Origin of the sequence: Curtobacterium sp. NPDC089185 (assembly GCF_040685235.1) — a bacterium.
GTDB classification, from domain to species: Bacteria; Actinomycetota; Actinomycetes; order Actinomycetales; family Microbacteriaceae; genus Curtobacterium; species Curtobacterium citri.
On sequence record NZ_JBFBHK010000006.1, the window covers coordinates 1 to 18,455 of the forward strand.

The 18,455-nt window shown below is 71.8% G+C and carries 21 protein-coding genes; 16 read left to right on the plus strand and 5 right to left on the minus strand.

Going from position 1 to position 18,455, the window contains the following annotated elements; translation table 11 throughout:
- Positions 1–112 precede the first annotated feature (112 nt).
- Complete coding sequence (locus AB0N84_RS07975) at positions 113–1,141, minus strand: TerC family protein (protein ID WP_363545038.1); 1,029 nt, start codon at positions 1,139–1,141, stop codon at positions 113–115.
- A 207-nt stretch (positions 1,142–1,348) separates the two neighbouring features.
- Here AB0N84_RS07975 and ftsY point away from each other — a divergent pair, with 207 nt between their 5' ends.
- A complete protein-coding gene (ftsY, locus tag AB0N84_RS07980; RefSeq protein ID WP_069710671.1) occupies positions 1,349–2,218 on the plus strand; it encodes a signal recognition particle-docking protein FtsY in 870 nt (289 codons plus the stop codon).
- A gap of 20 nt (positions 2,219–2,238) precedes the next feature.
- Positions 2,239–2,397 (plus strand): hypothetical protein, encoded by a 159-nt coding sequence (locus AB0N84_RS07985; protein WP_182047838.1) that lies wholly within the window; start codon positions 2,239–2,241, stop codon positions 2,395–2,397.
- Positions 2,398–2,484: 87 nt separating this feature from the next.
- Here the strand turns inward: AB0N84_RS07985 and lipA are convergent, their stop codons facing one another.
- Both lipA and lipB read right to left on the minus strand, forming a co-directional pair.
- Positions 2,485–3,468 (minus strand): lipoyl synthase, encoded by a 984-nt coding sequence (lipA, locus tag AB0N84_RS07990; RefSeq protein WP_182047836.1) that lies wholly within the window; start codon positions 3,466–3,468, stop codon positions 2,485–2,487.
- Entirely contained in the window at positions 3,465–4,130 is a 666-nt protein-coding gene (gene lipB, locus AB0N84_RS07995) for a lipoyl(octanoyl) transferase LipB (RefSeq protein WP_363545446.1), read from the minus strand. Before lipB ends, lipA begins: the two co-directional genes overlap by 4 nt.
- 113 nt (positions 4,131–4,243) lie before the next feature.
- On the opposite strand from lipB, the gene ffh reads away from it, so the two are divergent.
- Positions 4,244–5,803, plus strand: coding sequence for a signal recognition particle protein (gene ffh / locus AB0N84_RS08000; RefSeq protein WP_289459965.1), 1,560 nt, complete (start codon positions 4,244–4,246; stop codon positions 5,801–5,803).
- 87 nt (positions 5,804–5,890) lie between these two features.
- Here ffh and AB0N84_RS08005 read toward each other — a convergent pair whose 3' ends face one another.
- Positions 5,891–7,021 carry a glutamate--cysteine ligase gene (locus tag AB0N84_RS08005; protein WP_363545043.1) on the minus strand — a complete coding sequence of 377 codons (1,131 nt, stop codon included), beginning with the start codon at positions 7,019–7,021 and terminating at the stop codon, positions 5,891–5,893.
- A 78-nt stretch (positions 7,022–7,099) separates the two neighbouring features.
- Between AB0N84_RS08005 and AB0N84_RS08010 the strand changes: the two genes are divergently transcribed.
- The 5 genes from AB0N84_RS08010 (at position 7,100) to trmD (ending at position 11,345) form a co-directional block, all read left to right on the plus strand.
- Entirely contained in the window at positions 7,100–9,235 is a 2,136-nt protein-coding gene (locus AB0N84_RS08010) for an FAD-dependent oxidoreductase (protein WP_363545046.1), read from the plus strand.
- Between the two features lie 182 nt (positions 9,236–9,417).
- Complete coding sequence (gene rpsP / locus AB0N84_RS08015; RefSeq protein WP_066654835.1) at positions 9,418–9,834, plus strand: 30S ribosomal protein S16; 417 nt, start codon at positions 9,418–9,420, stop codon at positions 9,832–9,834.
- Positions 9,835–9,838: 4 nt separating this feature from the next.
- Positions 9,839–10,075 (plus strand): RNA-binding protein, encoded by a 237-nt coding sequence (locus AB0N84_RS08020; RefSeq protein ID WP_058730104.1) that lies wholly within the window; start codon positions 9,839–9,841, stop codon positions 10,073–10,075.
- Entirely contained in the window at positions 10,068–10,637 is a 570-nt protein-coding gene (gene rimM / locus AB0N84_RS08025) for a ribosome maturation factor RimM (protein WP_259346255.1), read from the plus strand. Before AB0N84_RS08020 ends, rimM begins: the two co-directional genes overlap by 8 nt.
- Positions 10,638–10,643: 6 nt before the next feature.
- Positions 10,644–11,345 (plus strand): tRNA (guanosine(37)-N1)-methyltransferase TrmD, encoded by a 702-nt coding sequence (gene trmD, locus AB0N84_RS08030; RefSeq protein ID WP_363545051.1) that lies wholly within the window; start codon positions 10,644–10,646, stop codon positions 11,343–11,345.
- A 57-nt stretch (positions 11,346–11,402) separates the two neighbouring features.
- Here the strand turns inward: trmD and map are convergent, their stop codons facing one another.
- Entirely contained in the window at positions 11,403–12,194 is a 792-nt protein-coding gene (gene map, locus AB0N84_RS08035; RefSeq protein WP_182047822.1) for a type I methionyl aminopeptidase, read from the minus strand.
- A gap of 164 nt (positions 12,195–12,358) precedes the next feature.
- Between map and rplS the strand changes: the two genes are divergently transcribed.
- The 8 genes from rplS to dprA all read left to right on the plus strand — a co-directional run bounded on the left by rplS (position 12,359) and on the right by dprA (position 18,444).
- Complete coding sequence (rplS, locus tag AB0N84_RS08040; protein ID WP_058730094.1) at positions 12,359–12,712, plus strand: 50S ribosomal protein L19; 354 nt, start codon at positions 12,359–12,361, stop codon at positions 12,710–12,712.
- A gap of 183 nt (positions 12,713–12,895) precedes the next feature.
- Positions 12,896–13,639, plus strand: coding sequence for a signal peptidase I (gene lepB / locus AB0N84_RS08045; RefSeq protein ID WP_182047820.1), 744 nt, complete (start codon positions 12,896–12,898; stop codon positions 13,637–13,639).
- On the plus strand, positions 13,636–14,340 hold the full coding sequence (locus AB0N84_RS08050) for a ribonuclease HII (protein WP_363545056.1): 705 nt from the start codon (positions 13,636–13,638) through the stop codon (positions 14,338–14,340). Before lepB ends, AB0N84_RS08050 begins: the two co-directional genes overlap by 4 nt.
- Before the next feature lie 47 nt (positions 14,341–14,387).
- Positions 14,388–14,711 (plus strand): DUF2469 family protein, encoded by a 324-nt coding sequence (locus tag AB0N84_RS08055; RefSeq protein WP_058730091.1) that lies wholly within the window; start codon positions 14,388–14,390, stop codon positions 14,709–14,711.
- Positions 14,712–14,819: 108 nt separating this feature from the next.
- On the plus strand, positions 14,820–15,176 hold the full coding sequence (locus AB0N84_RS08060) for an Lsr2 family protein (protein WP_069710680.1): 357 nt from the start codon (positions 14,820–14,822) through the stop codon (positions 15,174–15,176).
- Positions 15,177–15,329: 153 nt separating this feature from the next.
- Complete coding sequence (locus AB0N84_RS08065) at positions 15,330–15,683, plus strand: YraN family protein (protein WP_363545060.1); 354 nt, start codon at positions 15,330–15,332, stop codon at positions 15,681–15,683.
- Entirely contained in the window at positions 15,680–17,200 is a 1,521-nt protein-coding gene (locus tag AB0N84_RS08070) for a YifB family Mg chelatase-like AAA ATPase (RefSeq protein ID WP_363545063.1), read from the plus strand. The genes AB0N84_RS08065 and AB0N84_RS08070 overlap by 4 nt, the downstream gene beginning before the upstream one ends.
- Entirely contained in the window at positions 17,197–18,444 is a 1,248-nt protein-coding gene (dprA, locus tag AB0N84_RS08075) for a DNA-processing protein DprA (protein WP_363545066.1), read from the plus strand. The genes AB0N84_RS08070 and dprA overlap by 4 nt, the downstream gene beginning before the upstream one ends.
- The last annotated feature ends 11 nt before the right edge of the window (positions 18,445–18,455 follow it).

Below are 18,455 nucleotides of genomic sequence, written 5' to 3' on the forward strand. Positions count from 1 at the left end.
CGGGCTTTTGCACCAGGTGGTGGTGGGGGGGCGGGGGGGGGGGGGGGGGGGGGGCGGGCGGGGGGGGGGGGGGCCGGCGGCCCCCGCGCCTCCCGTCCGTAGACCGTCGCGACTACTCCGCGTCGGCCGCCACCGGCTCCTTCGGCTCGCCCGTCGGGGTGAGGCCGCGCTCCTGGCGCTTCTTCGAGACCACCAGCGACGCGACCGTCGCGACGGCGATCGTCAGCGCGATGAAGCTGAGCGAGAACCAGATCGGGATCTCCGGCGCCCACTCGATGTGCTCGCCGCCGTTGATGAACGGCAGCTCGTTGACGTGCATGGCGTGGAAGACGAGCTTCACACCGATGAAGGCGAGGATGACCGCCAGGCCCTGCCCGAGGTAGATGAGGCGCTCGAGCAGCCCCGCGATGAGGAAGTACAGCTGGCGCAGGCCCAGGAGCGAGAACGCGTTCGCGGTGAACACGATGAACGCGTCCTGGGTCAGACCGAAGATCGCCGGGATCGAGTCGAGCGCGAAGAGCACGTCGGTGAGGCCGATCGCGACCATGACGAGCAGCATCGGGGTGAAGAGGCGCTTGCCGTCGACCTTCGCGGTCAGCTTGTCACCGTGGTAGTCGTCCGTGGTCGGGATGACGCGGCGCAGGATGCGGATGAGCCGGGAGTCGCCCTCCTCGGCACCGTGGTCGTTCCCGCTGCGGGCCTGCGACCAGGCGAGCCAGAACAGCAGCGCACCGAACAGGTAGAAGACCCACGAGAAGTTCTCGATGATCGTGACGCCGAGGGCGATGAAGACACCGCGGGCCACCAGGGCGATGGCGACGCCGACCAGCAGCACCTTCTGCTGGAACTCCTTCGGCACCGCGAAGCTCGACATGATGATCAGGAAGACGAACAAGTTGTCGACCGACAGGGCCTTCTCGGTCAACCACCCGGCGAAGTACTCACCGCCGGCCTGGCCGCCGCCGAACACCAGGATGCCGACACCGAACAGGATCGCGAGGCCGACGTAGAACGCCGACCAGAACGCGGACTCCTTGATGTGCGGCACGTGCGGCGTCCGCACGTGGGAGTAGAAGTCGAACACCAGCAGCGCGAGGATGCCCGCGATGGTGAGGAGCCAGACGTAGAGGGGAACGTCCATCGGATGTCCTTCAGGTATGGGCGCACGTGGGTACGCCGAGGCCTGAAGGTCTCCTCCGCCGCGTCGACCAGATGGTCCGACACGACCGGCGTCCCGGGTCTGGATCGTCCCAGACCGTACTGACGGGTGCGCCGAAGTGGAGTACTCCCCTTCAGGACCCAAGGGTACCGGGCACTGCCCGCCCGTGGCGCGCTCTAAGCTGGGAGCATGGCGAGTTCCTGGTCACTGTCCACCCGTCTCCGCGGCCTGTTCCAGCGGAAGACCATCGACGAGACCACGTGGGACGACCTCGAGACCGCGTTGATCGGTGCGGATTTCGGCCCCGACATCGCGGACGAGGTCATCGAGGACCTCCACGCGCGCGTCGACCGCTACGGCACGACCGACCCCGCGGACCTGCAGCGCATGCTCCGCGAGGTCCTCGAGGAACGACTGTCGAAGCTCGACACCACGCTCAAGCTCAGCGCCCGGCCCGCCGTCGTGCTCGTCGTCGGCGTCAACGGCGTGGGCAAGACGACCACGATCGGCAAGTTCGCGAAGTTCCTCCGCACGTACGACCGCACCGTCGTCGTCGGCGCGGCGGACACCTTCCGCGCGGCGGCGGTCGAACAGGTGGCCACGTGGGCGCAGCGCGCCGGCGTCGAGGTCGTCCGGCCGGCGCAGCCCGGGCAGGACCCCGCGTCGGTCGCCTACCAGACCGTCGAGAAGGCGATCCACGACGGCACCGAGATCGTCGTCATCGACACCGCCGGTCGACTCCACACCAAGGCCGGCCTGATGGACGAGCTGACGAAGATCAAACGCGTGGTCGAGAAGCAGACCGAGATCGCCGAGGTGCTCCTCGTGCTCGACGCCACCACCGGGCAGAACGGCCTCGCGCAGGCGCAGGCGTTCATCGAGGGCGCCGGCGTGACCGGACTCGTCATCACGAAGCTCGACGGCTCCGCCAAGGCCGGGTTCGTGCTCAGCGTGCAGGAGAAGACCGGCATCCCGATCAAGCTCATCGGGCAGGGCGAGGGCATCAACGACCTGACGGGCTTCACGCCGCACGTCTTCGTGCAGAACCTCGTGGGCTGATCGCGCGTACGGTCGGCCCCATGCCCGCACTGCTCGTCATCGCAATCATCGTCGGCCTCGTCCTGCTCTTCAGCGGGATCTTCGTCGCCGCCCTGAAGTTCCTGCTGTTCATCGGCATCGTGCTCATCCTGCTGGCAGTCGTCGGCTGGATCGTCCGGAGTGTCCGCAGCCGCGTGTAGGCGCGACCACCTGACGGACGGGAGGCCCGGTACCAGCTGGTACCGGGCCTCCCGTCCGTCAGCACGTCCCCACGCGCCGCACGCGCCTCACACGGCCTGGCGACCCGGCGCCGCGTCGAGCAGGTGGGCCAGGTGCGGCGGCACGGTGCCCCCGCGCGCCACCGTCGCGCGGGCCCACAGGCGCCCCGCCCGGTACGACGACCGGACCAGGGGGCCCGCGAGGACGCCGGCGAACCCGATCCGCTCGGCGACCTCGCGGAGTTCGACGAACTCCTCCGGCGCGACCCAGCGCGCGACCGGCAGGTGCCGGGGCGAGGGCCGGAGGTACTGGGTCAGCGTGACGATGTCCGTCCCGGCGTCGTGCAGCTGCTGCAGGGCGTCCTCCACCTCGTCGCGTTCCTCGCCCATCCCGAGGATGAGGTTGGACTTCGTGACCAGACCGGCGTCGCGACCCTGCGTGATGACGTCGAGCGAGCGCTCGAAGCGGAACGCGGGCCGGATGCGCTTGAAGATGCGCGGGACGGTCTCGACGTTGTGCGCGAACACCTCGGGACGCGCGGCGAAGACCTGCCCGAGCTGGTCGGGTCTACCGTTGAAGTCGGGGACCAGGATCTCGACCCCGGTGCCGGGCGACTGCTCGTGGATCTGCCGGATGGTCTCGGCGTAGAGCCAGGCGCCCCCGTCCTCGAGGTCGTCGCGGGCGACGCCGGTCACGGTGGCGTACTTGAGTCCCATCGACACGACCGAGTCGGCGACGCGGCGGGGTTCGTCGCGGTCGAGGTCCTCGGGCTTCCCGGTGTCGATCTGGCAGAAGTCGCACCGCCGGGTGCACTGTGAACCGCCGATGAGGAAGGTGGCCTCGCGGTCCTCCCAGCACTCGAAGATGTTCGGGCAGCCGGCCTCCTGGCACACGGTGTGGAGCTGCTTGTCGCGGACCAGGCCGGAGAGCTCGCGGAACTCCGGTCCCTGCGTCGCCCGTGTCTTGATCCACGCGGGCTTCACCTCGATGGGTGTCGCGGCGTTGCGGGCCTCGACGCGGAGCATCCGTCGGCCGTCGGGGGCGAGGGTCATGCGGCGACCTCCTGTCGCGTGGTGCTGCTGATGCGGTCGCCGGTGTGCATGCCGTCGACCGCCTGCTGGACCCGCGGACCGACGAAGGCGGCGACCTCGTCGACGGTGACGGGCCTGCCGGCGGCGCGGCTCAGGGTGGTGACGCCCGCGTCGGCGATCCCGCAGGGCACGATCGCCGCGTAGGCGTCGAGGGCGTTCGTGCAGTTGATCGCGATGCCGTGGCTCGTGACACCCTCGGCCACGTGCAGGCCGATCGCGCCGACCTTGTCGAGGTCCGCCCCGGCCGCGCGCGGGACCCACGCGCCGCTCCGCCCGTCGACCCGGACGGCGGTCACCCCGACCGCCGCGGCGACGTCGATGACGACCTGCTCGAGGTCGCGCACCCACGCCAGGACGTCGAGCGGCTCCGCCAGCCGGACGATCGGGTAGACGACGAGCTGACCGGGGCCGTGCCACGTGATGCGGCCGCCGCGGTCGACCTCGACCACGGGGGAGCCGTCCGTCGGCAGGTCGGTGGGCTCGGTGCGGCGGCCGGCGGTGTACACCGACGGGTGCTCGCAGAGGACCACGACGCCCGGCGACCGTCCGGCCACCACGTCGGACCGGTACCCGCGCTGCACCGCCACACCCGCCGCGTGGTCGAGCAGGCCGGGCCACCGGATGATCTCGAGTTCTCCCACGAGGAGCACCGTACGGCAGTTCCTGGACGGAGTACAACAACCGGAGCGAGCGTCTGCAGGGGCCGCGACGGGCTGGACGGTAGGATCGACGGATCATGGCGCAATTCGGCTCACTCTCCGATCGGCTGACCGAGACCTTCCGCAACCTGCGGAGCAAGGGTCGGCTGACCCCGTCCGACGTCGACGGCACCGTCCGCGAGATCCGCCGGGCGCTGCTCGACGCGGACGTCGCGCTCGAGGTCGTCAAGGCCTTCACCGCCTCGGTGCGGGAGCGCGCGCTCTCCGACGAGGTCAACAAGGCACTCAACCCGGCCCAGCAGGTCGTCCAGATCGTCAACGAGGAACTCGTCGGCATCCTCGGCGGCCAGCAGCGACGACTCGAGTTCGCGAAGCGGCCGCCGACGGTCATCATGCTCGCGGGCCTCCAGGGTGCCGGCAAGACGACCCTCGCGGGCAAGCTCGGCAAGTGGCTCAAGAAGGACGGCCACACCCCGATGCTCGTCGCGGCGGACCTCCAGCGTCCGAACGCCGTGCAGCAGCTGCAGGTCGTCGGTGAGCAGGCCGGCGTGCACGTCTTCGCGCCGGAGCCCGGCAACGGCGTCGGCGACCCGGTGAAGGTCGCGAAGAACGCGATCAAGGCCGCGGTCGACCAGCAGTACGACACCGTCATCGTGGACACCGCCGGTCGTCTCGGCGTCGACGCCGAGCTGATGAAGCAGGCGGCGAACATCCGCAAGGCCGTCGACCCGGACGAGGTCCTGTTCGTCATCGACGCGATGATCGGTCAGGACGCCGTGAACACCGCCCGTGCCTTCCAGGAGGGCGTCGACTTCACCGGCGTCGTCCTGTCGAAGCTCGACGGCGACGCCCGCGGTGGTGCGGCCCTGTCGGTCGCCAGCGTGACCGGTCGTCCGATCATGTTCGCGTCCACGGGCGAGGGGCTCGACGACTTCGAGCCGTTCCACCCGGACCGCATGGCGAGCCGCATCCTCGACCTCGGCGACATCCTCTCGCTCATCGAGCAGGCGCAGCAGGCGTTCGACGAGGACGAGGCCCGCAAGGTCGCCGAGAAGATCGCGACCGACTCGTTCACGCTCGACGACTTCCTGGCGCAGATGCAGCAGCTGCGCAAGGCCGGCTCGATCAAGGGCATGCTCGGCATGCTCCCGGGTGCCAAGGGCATGCGCGAGGCGCTCGACAACTTCGACGAGGGCGAGATCGTCCGGACCGAGGCGATCATCCAGTCGATGACGAAGCAGGAGCGTCAGCTCCCGAAGCTCCTCAACGGCTCGCGGCGGCTCCGCATCGCCAAGGGTTCCGGCACGACCGTGACCGAGGTCAACGCCCTCGTGAACCGCTTCGAGCAGGCGGCCAAGATGATGAAGACGGTCGCGCGCGGCGGTGTGCCGCAGATGCCGGGCATGGGCCCCATCCCGGGCATGCACGGGGGCAAGAAGAAGCAGCAGCAGGGCGGTGCCAAGAAGAAGAAGGTCGGCAACCCCGCCAAGCGTGCGGCCCTGGCCTCCGGTGCGGCGGCGCAGCCGCAGCAGCAGGCGCCGAGCGGGTCGGGCTTCGGCTTCGGTGGCGCTGCCAAGGGCGGGAAGGCGCCGAGCGAGGAAGAGCTCGCCAGCCTGCAGAAGTTCCTGGGCCGCTAGTCGCGACCCCCTGATGGACGAGCCCCTGACGGACGGGAGGCCCGGTACCAGCTGGTACCGGGCCTCCCGTCCGTTCCGTGGTGGCGTCTAGAGCGACTCCCGCAGCTCCGTCACCAGGTGACGGACGACCGCGCGGAGGTCGCCACCGTTCTCCTGCGCGACCCGGAGCTGCCGCTGGTAGGACGCGCCGTCGGCGATCATCGTGTCCAGGTGGTGCAGCTCCTGCTGGCAGCCGAGCCGCTCGGCGATCGGGTCGAGGCGTCCGACCAGGTCGTGGACCTCGTCCGTGACCAGGCGTTCGTCGCCGGCGGCGTTCGTGATGATCTCCGCCTCCATGCCGTAGCGCGCCGCGCGCCACTTGTTCTCGCGGATGAACCACGGCTGCATCGACGGCAGGGTCTCGCCGCGGTCGAGGCGGTCGGAGAGCGCGGTGACCAGGCACTGGACGAACGCGGTGACGGCGCCGACCTCGTGCAGGGTCGAGATGCCGTCCGAGACGCGGTTCTCGAGCGTGCCCCAGCCGGGCGACGGGCGGATGTCCCACCGCAGGTCCTTGAAGCCCTCGATCACGCCGGTCCTCGTCAGGTCGTCGACGACGGTCTCGAAGCCGGACCAGTCCTGGATGTCCGGCGGCAGCCCACCGGTCGGCAGCTGCTGGAACATGAGCGCCCGGTTCGACGCGTACCCGGTGTCGGTGCCGCCCCAGAACGGGCTCGACGCGGTGAAGGCCTGCAGGTGCGGCACGTAGGCGAGCATCGCGTTCATGATCGGCACCGCCTTGTCGCGGTCGTCGATCCCGACGTGCACGTGGACGCCCCAGATGAGCATCTGCCGACCCCACCAGCGCGTCCGGTCGATGAGCGTCGTGTAGTGCTCGCTGTCCGGGGTGATCTCCTGCTGGTCCCACACCGCGAAGGGGTGCGTGCCCGAGCACATCACCTGCGCGTCGAGGGACTCGGCCGCGTCGACCACCTCGCCGATGATGCCCGCGAGCTCCCGCGTCGCGCCGCCGACCGTGTCGTGCACGCCGGTGACGACCTCGACCGTGTTCGTGAGGAGCTCCTCGGTGACCCGGTCGGGGTCGCCGAGGCGTTCCTGGACGGCGGAGATCACGGCGGGGGCACGGGGCGCGAGGTCGCCGGTGTCGCGGTCGACCAACGGGAGCTCCCACTCGACGCCGAGGGTCGACGGGCGGGACTCGGTGAAGCGGATGTCCATGCAGCCATCCTGCCCGTCGGGTTGGAGGGTCGGCACAAGGAACTCGGACCGCACCACGTCGTCGGGCAGAGTGGTGTCATGAGCACCGTCGCTTCGACGCCCGTGGTCCCGGACGTGCTCCGGACCGTCGCGTCGCCCTGGACCCTCGGACCGCTGCACCTGCGGAACCGGGTGGTGATGGGCTCGATGCACACCGGGCTCGAGGTGCTCGACGACGGCGGGGCCGCCCTCGCCGCGTTCTACCGCGAGCGCGCGGCCGGGGGCGTGGGCTGCATCGTCACGGGCGGGATCGCGATCAGCGACGAGGCCCGCGGGGGCCCGGACTTCGCGGTGTTCGGCGCCGGGGGAGCGGACGAGCGCTTCCGCGTCGCAGTCGACGCCGTGCACGAGGAGGGCGGGGCCGTCCTCGCGCAGCTGTTCCACGCGGGACGGTACGCACTCGCCAGCGGGATGGTCGACCGGCACGGACGTCCCCAGCGCGTCGTGGCGCCCAGCGCCTTGCCGTGGGCCGCGGCCCGTGGTGTCGTGCCGACGGAGCTGTCGCCGGACGAGGTCGGCCGGACCGTCGAGGACTTCGCCGCCGCCGCCCGGGCGGCCCGGGCGATCGGCTTCGACGGCGTCGAGATCATGGCGTCTGAGGGGTACCTGGTCAACCAGTTCCAGTCGCCGCTGACGAACCTGCGTGACGACGAGTGGGGCGGGGACGCCGTCCGTCGGCGCCGTTTCGCGGTCGAGGTCGTGCGGGCCGTCCGCAGCGCGGTGCCGGACCTCGCCGTCACGATCCGGCTGTCGGGCGCTGACCTCATGCCGGGGTCGACGACCGAGGACGAGGTCGACGCCCTCGTGCAGGACCTGCTGCCGCTCGGCCTCGACGGCATCTCCGTGGGGATCGGCTGGCACGAGTCGCGCACGCCGACCGTGCAGGCGGCGGTGCCGCACGGGGCGTGGCTCGCGTACGCCGCCCGGGTCGCCCGGGTCGTGCGGGCGTCGGACCACCCGGAGGTCCGGGTGATCGCGTCGAACCGGATGACCGACCTGCGGGACGGCGAGGCCGTGCTCGGCGACGGGCTCCTCGACGCGGTGGCCCTGGCCCGGCCGTTCCTCGCCGACCCCGACCTGGTGCGGCGCTCGTTCGACGGCCGCTTCGACCTCGTCAACACCTGCATCGGCTGCAACCAGGCCTGCCTCGACCGCTCGATCGTCGGTGCGCCGGTCTCCTGCCTGGTGAACCCCCGTGCCGGTCGCGAGCTGGCGTTCCCCGCCCGTCCGACGACCGCGCCGAAGCGGGTCGACGTGGTGGGCGGTGGTCCCGCGGGGCTCGCGGCCGCCGTGGACGCCGCACGCCGTGGACACCGCGTCACCCTGTGGGAGGCCGACCGCGCCCTCGGCGGGCAGTTCGCCCTCGCCGCGGCGATCCCGGGCAAGGAGGACTACGCCGCCACCGTCCGTGCCGCACGGGCCGAGCTCGACGACCGCGGTGCCACGGTCCACCTCGGACGGCCGGCCACGACCACGGACCTGCTCGGCAGCGACGCCGTCGTGCTCGCCCCCGGTGTGGTCCCGCGCGTGGTCGACCTGCCGGGCGCGGACCTGCCGCACGTGGTGTCGTACGAGACGGCGCTCCGCGACGGCGTCCCACCGGGCACCGTCGCGATCGTCGGCGGGGGAGGCATCGGCGTCGACACCGCGGCGTTCCTGGTGGAGTCGCCCGACGAGGTCGTCCGCGCCGCGGCGTTCGCCGAGCGGTGGGACGTCGACGTCGCCGCGGACGTCATCGGCGACGTGCCGCAGCGCCTGCCCGCGTCGGACCGGTCGCTCCGGCCCGGGGACCAGGTGACGGTGCTCCGCCGGTCGGGCCGGTTCGGGCAGGGCGTCGGCATCACCTCGCGGTGGGTCGCGGTCGGGCGGCTGCGGGACGCCGGGGTGCGGATGGTCGGCGGCGTGCAGGAGTACCTCCGGATCGAACCGGGCGCGCTCTGGATCCGCGACGAGGACGGGCGCGAGCGGGCGGTCCCGGCCGACCACGTGGTGGTGTGCGCCGGCCAGGAGCGGGCGTCCGGACCGGACACCGACGGCGTCGACGGCCTGGTGGGGGCGCTCCGGGCGGCGGGTGTCGCGCACGAGGTGGTCGGCGGCGCCCGGGACGCCCGGAGCGTCGACGCGGTGCGAGCGACGAGCGAGGCGCTCGAGGCCGTCCGACGCCTCGCGCCGTGACTCGATGGTGCACCGGCGCGTCCTGACTCGCTTCTCGGCGGGAAACCTGCAAGAATGAACGGTCGAATCGCGTCTGCTCGACCCTCTATCCAGCAGGTCGCGACTCCCTTCGAGCTTCCACCGCGCGTGCCCCCACGCCCGCGGTTCCGGTTCAACCACAACAACACGCAACAGGAGTAATTGTGGCTGTCAAGATCCGTCTCAAGCGCCTCGGCAAGATCCGTGCGCCCTACTACCGCATCGTCGTCGCCGACTCGCGCACCAAGCGCGACGGTCGTGTGATCGAGGAGATCGGTCAGTACCACCCGACCGAGGAGCCCTCGGTCATCAAGATCGAGTCCGAGCGTGCGCTCTACTGGCTCGGCGTCGGCGCGCAGCCGACCGAGCAGGTCGCGGCGCTCCTCAAGCTCACCGGCGACTGGGGCAAGTTCAAGGGCGAGGGCAACACCGAGTCCACCGTCAAGGTCGCCGAGCCGAAGCAGGCCTTCGTCGCGGACACCGCCAAGAAGGCCGTCCTCAAGCCGAAGTCGGAGAAGACGGCCCCCGCCGCCGCTCCGGCCGAGTCGGCCGACGACGCCGCCGAGACGACCGAGGCCTGATTCCTTGCTCGACTCTGCGCTGACGCACCTCGTCAAGGGGATCGTCGATCACCCGGACGACGTCCGCGTCGCCAGTTCCACCTCCGCGCGTGGCGAGGTCCTCGAGGTGCGTGTGCACCCCGAGGACCTCGGTCGCGTGATCGGTCGCGCCGGACGGACCGCGAAGGCGCTCCGCACCCTCGTCTCGGCTCTCGCCGACGGCAAGCGGGTGCGGGTCGACGTGGTCGACACCGATTCCTAGGGAGACGACCCAGCTCCGGGTGGGTCGAATCACGAAGGCGCACGGGCTCAAGGGCGGCATCAAGCTCGAGCTCTACACCGACGACCCGGATCGTCGGTTCACGCCGGGGGCCGAGTTCACACTCCAGGTCCCCGCGGACTCCCCGTGGTCGGGCAAGACCCTGACCATCGACGAGCTCCGCTGGTACAACGGCCACCCGGTCGCCTTCTTCGAGGGCGTCGCGGACCGCACCGCTGCCGAGTCCCTCGCGCGGGCGATCCTCTGGGTCGAGCAGGACGCCGACGCCGAGACCGGTGAGGACGACGCCTGGTACGACCACCAGCTCGTCGGGCTCCGGGTCCTCCGCGACGGCGTCGAGGTCGGCACCGTCGCACGGGTCGACCACCTGCCGGCGCAGGACCTGCTGGCCGTCGACACCCCCGACCGCGGCGAGGTGCTCGTGCCGTTCGTCTCGGCGATCGTGCCGTCGGTCGACATCGAGGCCGGCACGGTCACGGTCACGCCGCCGACCGGACTGTTCGAGGACCCCGAGGACACCTCGCGGCCCGAGACGATCTCCTAGGCCGCCGTGCGCATCGACATCGTCACGATCTTCCCGGAGTTCTTCTCCGTCCTCGACGTCTCCCTGCTCGGGAAGGCCCGCGTGGACGGGCTGCTCGACGTGCACGTGCACGACCTGCGCTCGTGGACGACGGACCGGCACCGGACCGTCGACGACACCCCGTACGGCGGTGGCGCCGGCATGGTCATGAAGCCGGAGCCGTGGGCACAGGCGCTGTCGGCGGTCCTCCGCGACGACGGCTCGTCGACCCTGGTCGTCCCGACCCCGGCCGGTCGGCCGTTCACGCAGGCGATCGCGCGGTCCCTCGCCGCGGACTCCGACCACCTCGTGTTCGCCTGCGGGCGGTACGAGGGCATCGACGCCCGCGTGTTCGAGTGGGCGGCGTCCCGGTGCTCGGTCGTCGAGCTCTCGCTCGGCGACTACGTGCTGAACGGCGGCGAGGTCGCCGCGATGGCCATGATCGAGGCCGTCGGGCGACTGGTGCCCGGCGTCGTCGGCAACCCCGAGTCGCTCGTCGAGGAGTCGCACGAGGACGGCCTGCTCGAGTACCCCTCGTACACGAAGCCGGCGGTCTGGCGTGACCTCGAGGTGCCGGACGTGCTGCTCAGCGGGCACCACGCCCGGGTCGCCGCGTGGCGGCACGAGCAGCAGGTGGAGCGGACGCGACGCGTCCGCCCGGACCTGCTGCCCGACGACACCGCGCGCTGACCCGACGACGGGGCGGACGGGAGGCGCGGTACCAGCCGGTACCGCGCCTCCCGTCCGTCAGTCCGTCACCTCGGCGCGCTGGGCGCGACGCAGGGTCAGGACCTCGGGACCGGCGTCGGTGACGGCGACCGTGTGCTCGACGTGCGCGGCGCGTGAGCCGTCGACGCTCTTGAGCGTCCAGCCGTCCTCGTCCTGCACCAGCTCGTCGGTGCCCTGCATGAGCCACGGCTCGATCGCGACGACGAGGCCGGGACGGAGCTTCAGGCCACGGCCGGGGCGGCCGTCGTTCGGCACGTGCGGCTCGCCGTGCATCGTGCGCCCGACGCCGTGCCCGCCGAACTGCGTGTTCACCGCGAACCCGGCGTCCTTCGCGACGCGGCCGATGGCGTACGAGACGTCACCGAGCTTGTTGCCCGGGCGGAACTGCTCGATGCCGGCGGCCAGGGCGCGCTCGACGGTCGTGATGAGCTGCTGGTCCTCGTCGCGGGGCGTACCGACCTGCACGGTGACGGCGGAGTCCGCGACCCAGCCGTCCACGCTCGCGGCGAAGTCGAGGCTGACGAGGTCGCCGTCCACGAGCACGCGGTCGTGGGGGAGTCCGTGCAGTGCGGCGTCGTTGACCGACGTGCAGAGGTTCCTGCCGAAGGGCGAGTTGCCGAAGGACGGGTGGTAGTCGACGTAGCAGCTCACCGCACCCCGGTCGGCGATCATGCGGGCGGCGACGCGGTCGAGGTCGAGCAGGTTCACGCCCACGTCGACGGTCTCGAGCAGTTCGTCGAGCACGTCGGCGACGAACCGACCGGCGGCGCGCAGGCCCTCCAGTTCGGCGGGGGTGCGGAGTTCGATCATGCTCCCATCCTGCACCGGTTGGCGGGGACCGCCGTCCTGTGGCAGGATGGGTGGCTGTGCCCTGGCTGGACTCTGCCACGGGGGAGTCGCCGATTCCGGGTACACCACTTCCTTCCACCACCGATCCGCGGCGACCCGTGCGCGTCCGCAGAGAGTGAACGACCATGCAGCTCCTCGACCACGTCGACGCAGCGTCCCTGCGCACCGACGTCCCGGACTTCCGTCCCGGCGACACCATCAAGGTGCACGTCAACATCATCGAAGGCACGCGCTCGCGTGTCCAGGTCTTCCAGGGCGTCGTCATCGCGCGCCAGGGTCACGGCCTCGGCGAGACCTTCAAGGTCCGCAAGGTGAGCTTCCAGGTCGGCGTCGAGCGCTGGTTCCCGGTGCACTCCCCGATCATCGACCACATCGAGGTCGTCACCCGCGGTGACGTCCGCCGCGCGAAGCTGTACTACCTGCGCGAGCTGCGCGGCAAGGCGGCCCGCCGCAAGATCAAGGAGAAGCGCGACGCCTGATCGCCTTCACAGTGAGCGCCCGCGAGCCGGGTGCCGCTGGACGCCCCTCGTCGATGTACGGTTGTGCATCGACGGGGGGCTTTCCCGTCGTGCGCGCCGTCCAGGCGCGAACGGTCTGCACGCTCGTCGAGCGTGAGTGGGAACCTGCACGCTCCTCGAGCGTGGGTGTGAACGAGAGCTGGGATGACGGACACGACGCAAGGATCGGGGCGCCGCCCGCAGACCGAGAAGAAGGGCAACGGCGTCCTGACGTTCCTGCGGGACCTCGTCATCATCTTCCTCGCCGCGCTGCTCGTCTCGTTCCTCGTGAAGACGTTCCTGATCCGGTCGTTCTACATCCCGTCGGCGTCCATGGAGGACACGCTCCAGATCAACGACCGGGTGATCGTCAACGAACTCGTGCCGGACGTCGTGTCGCTCAAGCGCGGGGACGTCGTCGTCTTCAAGGACCCGGGCGGATGGCTCACCGGCACCGAGGTGCCGAGCGTGGCGCCGACGACGCAGCCGGCGAAGGCGATCGACTTCCTGCTCACCCAGGTCGGGCTCGGGACCGGTGACAGCGACGACCACCTCATCAAGCGGGTGATCGGCCTGCCGGGCGACAAGGTGACCTGCTGCAACGACCTCGGGCAGATGTCGGTGAACGGCGTGCCGCTCAAGGAGCCGTACACGCTGCTGCCGAGCGGGGCGCCGGCGTCTGCCGACCCGTTCTCGGTCACCGTCCCCGAGGGCACCATCTGGGTGATGGGCGACAACCGCAACGACTCGAAGGACTCCCGCTACAACCGCGACACCCCGTCGAAGGGCTTCGTGCCGCTGTCCGACGTCACCGGTCGCGCCTTCGTCATCTCGTGGCCGATGAGCCGCTGGACCTGGCTCGACGACCACCCCGAGGTCTTCGCGGGCGTGGAGGAGAAGGACGAGTGACCGCCGTCCGGCCGTCGCTCCGGGTCGAGAAGCGGTTACTCGGCGCCGGTCGTGTGACGGTCATCGGCATGGACGAGGTCGGCCGCGGGGCGATCGCGGGCCCGGTCGCGGTCGGTGTCGCCGCCGTGACGATCGACGTCGGCCGCGTGCCCCAGGGGCTCGCCGACTCGAAGCTCCTGTCCGCGCCCCGGCGCACCGAGCTGGTGCCCGTGGTGCGACGGTGGGCGCGCACGGCCGTCGGGATGACCGCCGCCGAGGTCGTCGACCAGCAGGGGATCGTCCCCGCGTTGGGACAGGCCGGCGCGGCAGCCCTCGGCGCACTGGTGGGTGACGGACTGTCGCTCGACGGTGCCGTCGTCGTGCTCGACGGGTCCTCCGACTGGCTCTCCCGCGCGCTGCCGCCGGGTCTCGCCCCCACGGACGGGCCGCTCGAGGTCGTCGTCCGCGTCAAGGCGGACCGCGACTGCGCCTCGGTCGCCGCGGCGTCGGTCGTGGCGAAGGTCGAGCGGGACGCCCTGATGGTGGCGGCCCACGACGACGCCCCGCACTACGCCTGGGCGTCGAACAAGGGGTACGGGTCGACGGCCCACTACGACGGCATCCGGGCCGTCGGGGCGCACGCGCTGCACCGCAAGAGCTGGCTGCACCAGGCGTCGGCCGTGGCCCTCGACGGCTTCGACCTGCTCTCCGCCGTCGGCTGAGACCGCGTCGTCCATCGTCGGCCCGGTCGCCGTAGACTGTGCGGGCGATGGATGACGACGAATTCGACGACTACGACCGCGAGGTCGAACTTGCCCTGTACCGCGAGTACCGCGACGTCGTGTCGCAGTTCCGGTACGTGGTCGAGACCGAGCGGCGGTTCTACCTGGCGAACGAGGTCGACCTCGTGCGCCGTGACACCGAGCACGACTTCTACTTCGAACTGACGATGAACGACGTGTGGGTCTGGGACGTCTACCGTTCCGACCGTTTCGTGAAGTCCGTCCGTGTGCTCACCTTCAAGGACGTGAACGTCGAGGAACTCACCTCGCGGGAACTCGAACTCCCGAAGGAACTCGCGCTCGACGAGTGATCTTCGACTTCGTGTCGGGAATTGCGACGCGAGGGCATTCCGGTGACATTCCTGCAATTGTCGCGCTACGGTGGTGGAGATCCCCACCCCTCGACCCAGGAGCACGACATGGCACAGAAGGTCACCGTCCAGCTCGTCGACGACCTCGACGACTCGCCCATCACCGCCGGTGAAGGCCGGACCGTCGAATTCGCATTCGACGGTTCCAACTACGAGATCGACCTGTCCGACGACAACGTGGACAAGTTCCGCGAGGCGATCTCCGACTACGTCGCCGCAGCACGCAAGGTCTCCGGCCGCCGTTCCGGTGGGAGCGCCGGTTCCGCGCCGAAGTCCGCCCCGAAGCGCGGCAACTCCGAGGAACTCGCCAAGATCCGCGACTGGGCGAAGGAGAACGGGTACGAGGTCTCGAGCCGCGGCCGTATCTCCACGCAGGTGCAGGAAGCGTACGCAGCCGCACACTGACGCTGCCGTTCCAGGACCCCGGGTGATCGTGGATCGCCCGGGGTCCTGTCATTCCTGCACAGCAATTCCATGACATGTGCTCTTCCACAGTCTGTGTTCTCCACCGGCGGTGGAACGCCTCGTTCGGTGATCGTCGTGTTCGGAGGCGACGACATGCAACGACGAACACTCGGCAGGTACGGCGAAGACCGCGCCGTGGAATGGTTGACCGCGCAGGGGTACCGGGTGGTGCAACGCAATTGGCGGTGTGCACGGGGTGAGATCGACGTCGTGGCCCGGCAGGACGACACACTCGTCTTCGTCGAGGTGAAGACGCGGGCCGGCACGACGACCGGTCACCCGCTGGAGGCGATCACGCCCGCGAAGGCCGCCCGGCTGCGTCGGCTGGTGCCGATGTGGTTCGCCGCGCACCCCGGGGTGCACGCACGGGCGATCCGCGTGGACGCGGTCGCGGTGCACGTCGACGGCGACCGGTGCGGGTTCGAGCACGTGGCGGGTGTCCTGTGAGCGGCATCGGTCGGTCCGCCGCGGTCGCGCTGCTCGGGGTGACCGGGCGGCGGATCGAGGTCGAGGCGCACCTCACGAGCCAGCTGCCGGCCTTCAGCATCATCGGCCTGCCGGACACCTCGTTGGGCGAGGCCCGCGAGCGGGTCCGGGCGGCCGCGGCGAACGCAGGAGCCCCGCTGCCCGCACGGCGCATCACGGTCAACCTGACCCCGGCGGCCGTCCCGAAGCGGGGGTCCGGGTTCGACCTCGCGATCGCCATGGCCGTCCTGGCCGGAGCGGACGTCGCGCCACACGTCGACGAGCGGGTGGTGTACATCGGTGAGCTCGGGCTCGACGGGCGGCTCCGTCCGGTCCCGGGGGTGGTCCCGATGCTCCTCACGGCGCGGGACGCCGGGGTCGACCGGGTGGTGCTGCCCACCGGCAACGCCGACGAGGCCCGGTTCGTCCGCGGGGTCGACGTCCACCCCGTCGACTCGCTCCGCGCCGCGGCCATCGACGCCGGGGCGCTGCTGCCACCGGTCGAGGTCGCGCCGGTCCTCGTCCCGCCGGCCCTGCCCGAGCGGTCGCCCGTCGCCGAACTGGCCGACGTCGTCGGGAACCCCGTCGGCGTGCGTGCCCTCGTCACCGCGGCGGCCGGTGGGCACCACGCACTGTTCGTGGGACCACCCGGGGCGGGGAAGACCATGCTCGCGGAGCGGCTGCCCGGACTGCTGCCGGACCTCGACGACGAGGCCGCGCTCGAGGTCGCGGCGGTGCGTTCGGTCGCCGGGCACGGAGCGGCGTCGTGGACGACCCGCCCGCCGTGGGAGGCCCCGCACCACTCCGCCTCCGCGGTGTCGCTGATCGGTGGCGGATCCGGCACGGTACGACCGGGTGCGGTGTCCCGGGCGACGCGGGGCGTGCTCTTCCTCGACGAGGCGCCGGAGTTCCCGCGCGCGGTGCTCGACGCACTCCGGCAGCCGCTCGAGTCCGGGCGGATCACCGTGCACCGGGCAGCGGGTGCGGCCGAGTTCCCCGCGCGCTGCCAGGTCGTGCTCGCCGCGAACCCGTGTCCGTGCGGCAACGCCGGGTCGGCGCAGCTGCCGTGCGAGTGCCCGCCGGCGGCCGTGCGGCGGTACCTCGGTCGGATGTCCGGGCCGCTCCTCGACCGGATGGACGTGCGCGTCCGGGTCCCGCGGGTCACGACCGGGCTGATCCGCGGTGCGGACGGCGCCACCCCGACGACCGCCGAGGCCAGGCAGGCCGTCGCGGCCGCCCGGGCCGTGATGCGCGACCGGCTCGCCGGGACGGGCTGGACCCGCAACGCCGAGGTCTCCGGGGCGTGGCTCCGCGGTCCCGGTCGTGCGGTCCCCGGAGCCACGGCGGTCCTCGACCACGCGCTCGACCTGGGGACGCTGACGATGCGGGGATGGGACCGCGCGATGCGCGTGGCCTGGACGCTGGCGGACCTGCAGGGCGCGGACCGGCCGGACGACCGGCACGTCCGCGACGCCCTCGCGCTCCGGAGTGCGCTGTGAACGGCGGCGTCGACCTGCTCGCGGCCGTCCGCAGCCTGCTCGGGCCGGTCGGCGGTGGCCCCGCCGATGCCGTCGACCCGGTCGAGGCCGCCGCGCGGGTGGCGTGGTCGGCCGTGGTCGAGCCCGGGGATGCGGTCGCCGGTGCGCTCGTGCAGGGACTCGGGGCGGAACGTGCCCTGGCGTCCGTCCGGGCGGCGGAGGACGACGGTCCGCTCGCCCTGGTCGAGGAGTGCGCGGACGTCGGGGTCCCCGGCGCGGAGGACCCGGTGGCGTTCCTCGGCACCGTGGGCTCGGCGCTCGAGCGGTGGGGACCGCGGCTGGCCCGCTGCGACGTGTCCGCGGTCGTCGCGGCGGCCGTGACGACCGGCGCGCGGTTGCTCGTCCCCGGGTCGGCCGCGTGGCCGGCAGGGGTGGACGACCTCGGACCTCACGCCCCGGTCGTCCTCTGGACCCGGTGCGGACGAGCAGCGCCGGGACCGGCCCTCGCCGTCGTGGGGTCGCGGGCGAACACCGTGGCGGGCGCCGAGGCGACGGCGGAGATCACCTCGGCGGCGGCCGACGCCGGGTGCACGATCGTCAGCGGCGGCGCCTACGGCATCGACGCCACCGCGCACCGGGTGGCCGTCGCGGCGGGCACCCCGACGACCGCGGTCCTCGCGGGCGGGATCGACCAGCTCTACCCGGCCGGCAACGTCGAGCTGCTGCGGAACGTCGCGCGGCAGGGTGCGCTGCTCGCCGAGTCGCCGCCCGGGACGCGGCCGACCCGGTGGCGGTTCCTCGCGCGGAACCGGCTGATCGCCGCGCTGGGGAGCGCGACCGTGGTGGTGGAGGCGGGAGCGCGGTCCGGGGCGCTCAACACCGCACACCACGCCGCGCAGCTGGGCCGCCCGGTCTTCGCGGTGCCCGGGGCGTTCTCGTCGCCGGCGTCGGTGGGGTGTCACCGGTTGGTCGTGGAGGGGCGGGCGCAGCTCGTGGTCCGGCCGCGTGACCCCGTCGACGCGGTGGTCGGTCCACGCCGTCCGCGCGGTGGTCGGCACGTGCTGCACGCCGACGAACCGCTCGCGCCGGGGCGGGAGGACCCGGAGGTGCTGCGCGTGCTCGACGCGCTGGGCCGGCGGGCGCTGGGGGAGCAGGAGCTCGCCGTCCGCTCGGGGATGTCCTTCGCCGAGGTCGCGGACGCCCTCGCACTGGCCGAGCTGCAGGGGCTCGTCGTGCACGGCGTCGGCGGGTGGACCCGGTCGTGACGCCGCACACG

What these genes read in the sequence shown, in the direction of transcription:
- AB0N84_RS08055 (WP_058730091.1), top strand. Translation starts at nt 14,388, where the DNA reads ATGGATGACGACGAATTCGACGACTACGACCGCGAGGTCGAACTTGCC.
- rplS (WP_058730094.1), top strand. Translation starts at nt 12,359, where the DNA reads ATGCAGCTCCTCGACCACGTCGACGCAGCGTCCCTGCGCACCGACGTC.
- AB0N84_RS07975 (WP_363545038.1), bottom strand. Translation starts at nt 1,141, where the DNA reads ATGGACGTTCCCCTCTACGTCTGGCTCCTCACCATCGCGGGCATCCTC.
- AB0N84_RS08010 (WP_363545046.1), top strand. Translation starts at nt 7,100, where the DNA reads ATGAGCACCGTCGCTTCGACGCCCGTGGTCCCGGACGTGCTCCGGACC.
- AB0N84_RS08005 (WP_363545043.1), bottom strand. Translation starts at nt 7,021, where the DNA reads ATGGACATCCGCTTCACCGAGTCCCGCCCGTCGACCCTCGGCGTCGAG.
- AB0N84_RS08060 (WP_069710680.1), top strand. Translation starts at nt 14,820, where the DNA reads ATGGCACAGAAGGTCACCGTCCAGCTCGTCGACGACCTCGACGACTCG.
- map (WP_182047822.1), bottom strand. Translation starts at nt 12,194, where the DNA reads ATGATCGAACTCCGCACCCCCGCCGAACTGGAGGGCCTGCGCGCCGCC.
- ffh (WP_289459965.1), top strand. Translation starts at nt 4,244, where the DNA reads ATGGCGCAATTCGGCTCACTCTCCGATCGGCTGACCGAGACCTTCCGC.
- lepB (WP_182047820.1), top strand. Translation starts at nt 12,896, where the DNA reads ATGACGGACACGACGCAAGGATCGGGGCGCCGCCCGCAGACCGAGAAG.
- AB0N84_RS07985 (WP_182047838.1), top strand. Translation starts at nt 2,239, where the DNA reads ATGCCCGCACTGCTCGTCATCGCAATCATCGTCGGCCTCGTCCTGCTC.
- ftsY (WP_069710671.1), top strand. Translation starts at nt 1,349, where the DNA reads ATGGCGAGTTCCTGGTCACTGTCCACCCGTCTCCGCGGCCTGTTCCAG.
- lipA (WP_182047836.1), bottom strand. Translation starts at nt 3,468, where the DNA reads ATGACCCTCGCCCCCGACGGCCGACGGATGCTCCGCGTCGAGGCCCGC.
- AB0N84_RS08065 (WP_363545060.1), top strand. Translation starts at nt 15,330, where the DNA reads ATGCAACGACGAACACTCGGCAGGTACGGCGAAGACCGCGCCGTGGAA.